1 protein-coding gene and 1 pseudogene are annotated in these 1,994 nt (G+C 63.0%); both read right to left on the reverse strand.

Features of this window, described 5'->3' with window-relative positions; genetic code table 11:
* Positions 1-6: 6 nt before the first annotated feature.
* A complete protein-coding gene (groL, locus tag ENZ75_RS30135) occupies positions 7-1,662 on the reverse strand; it encodes a chaperonin GroEL (RefSeq protein WP_126057772.1) in 1,656 nt (551 codons plus the stop codon).
* Positions 1,663-1,727: 65 nt separating this feature from the next.
* Positions 1,728-1,994: pseudogene (locus ENZ75_RS30140) on the reverse strand (co-chaperone GroES); the annotation flags it as partial.

Here is a 1,994-nt window from a genome sequence, read left to right on the forward strand (position 1 = left end):
GCTGGATTAGAAATCCATGCCGCCCATGCCGCCCATGCCGCCGCCGCCCATGCCGCCAGGCATGCCGCCGCCAGCCGACTCCTTCTTCGGAGCCTCCGCGATCATGGCTTCGGTGGTGACCAGCAGGCCGGCGACCGAGGCCGCGTCCTGAAGAGCCGTACGGACAACCTTGACCGGATCGACGATACCCATGGCGATCATGTCGCCATACTCGCCGGTCTGGGCGTTGTAGCCGAAGGTCGCGCCCTTGTTCTCAAGGATCTTGCCGGCAACGATCGATGCTTCCGCACCGGCGTTGGCCGCGATCTGGCGGGCCGGAGCCTGCAGCGCACGACGCACGATGTTGATGCCGGCGGCCTGGTCGGCATTGACGCCGGTGGCCTTGATGTTGGCCGAAGCGCGCAGCAGCGCGACGCCACCACCAGCAACGATGCCTTCTTCCACGGCCGCGCGGGTCGCGTTGAGGGCGTCATCGACGCGGTCCTTCTTTTCCTTGACTTCGACTTCCGTCGCACCGCCGACGCGGATCACCGCAACGCCGCCGGCGAGCTTCGCCAGACGTTCCTGCAGCTTCTCCTTGTCGTAGTCCGAAGTGGTCTCTTCGATCTGCTGCTTGATCTGGGCAACGCGGCCCTGGATCTCGGCCTTCTTGCCGGCGCCGTCGACGATGGTGGTGTTCTCCTTGGAGATCGACACCTTCTTGGCGCGGCCGAGCATGTTGAGGCCGACGTTCTCGAGCTTGATGCCGAGGTCTTCCGAGATGACCTGGCCACCGGTGAGGATGGCGATGTCTTCCAGCATGGCCTTGCGGCGATCACCGAAGCCCGGCGCCTTGACGGCGGCGATCTTCAGGCCGCCACGCAGCTTGTTGACGACCAGCGTGGCCAGAGCCTCGCCTTCGACGTCTTCCGAGATGATGAGCAGCGGCTTCGAGGTCTGCACGACGGCTTCGAGAACCGGCAGCATGGCCTGGAGGTTGGACAGCTTCTTCTCGTGCAGGAGGATGTAGACGTCCTCGAGTTCGGCAACCATCTTGTCGGCGTTGGTGACGAAGTAGGGCGAGAGGTAGCCGCGGTCGAACTGCATGCCTTCGACGACTTCGAGTTCGGTCTCGGCGGTCTTGGCTTCCTCAACCGTGATGACGCCTTCGTTGCCGACCTTCTGCATCGCTTCGGCGATCATCTTGCCGACCGAAGCATCGCCGTTGCCGGCGATGGTGCCGACCTGGGCAACTTCCTCGGAGGTCTTGATCTTCTTGGCGTTCTTGATCAGGGTCGCAACGACGTCGGTTACCGCGAGGTCGATGCCGCGCTTCAGGTCCATCGGGTTCATGCCGGCGGCAACGGCCTTGTGGCCTTCCTGGACGATCGACTGCGCCAGAACGGTCGCGGTCGTGGTGCCGTCGCCAGCGATGTCGTTGGTCTTCGAAGCAACTTCGCGGACCATCTGCGCGCCCATGTTTTCGAACTTGTCCTCAAGCTCGATTTCCTTGGCGACGGTGACGCCGTCCTTGGTGATGCGCGGGGCGCCGAACGACTTGTCGATGACCACGTTGCGGCCCTTGGGGCCGAGCGTGACCTTCACCGCGTCAGCGAGGATGTTGACACCGCGCAGCATGCGCTCGCGGGCATCGCGGGAGAATTTTACGTCTTTGGCAGCCATTTTTAGCTCCTGGCAGGGGCTTCAATCGAGCCCGGGAATTCAGTTGACGAAAGGGCCTGATATGAGCCGATGATGCCCATGATGTCGGATTCCTTCATGATCAGAAGGTCTTCGCCATTGAGCTTGACTTCCGTGCCCGACCACTTGCTGAACAGGATGCGGTCGCCGGCCTTGACGTCCAGCGGGACCAGCTTGCCAGCTTCGTCACGAGCGCCGAAGCCGACAGCGATGATCTCGCCTTCCTGCGGCTTTTCCTTTGCCGTGTCGGGGATGATGATCCCGCCAGCGGTCTTGGATTCGGATTCGACCCGGCGAACGACCACGCGGTCATG

The sequence above is a fragment of the Mesorhizobium sp. M7A.F.Ca.CA.002.04.1.1 genome, from assembly GCF_004022805.1.
Lineage (GTDB): Bacteria > Pseudomonadota > Alphaproteobacteria > Rhizobiales > Rhizobiaceae > Mesorhizobium > Mesorhizobium ciceri.

Bases quoted from the DNA above. Each gene is read 5' to 3' on its own strand.
- groL (WP_126057772.1), bottom strand. From the start codon at position 1,662: ATGGCTGCCAAAGACGTAAAATTCTCCCGCGATGCCCGCGAGCGCATG.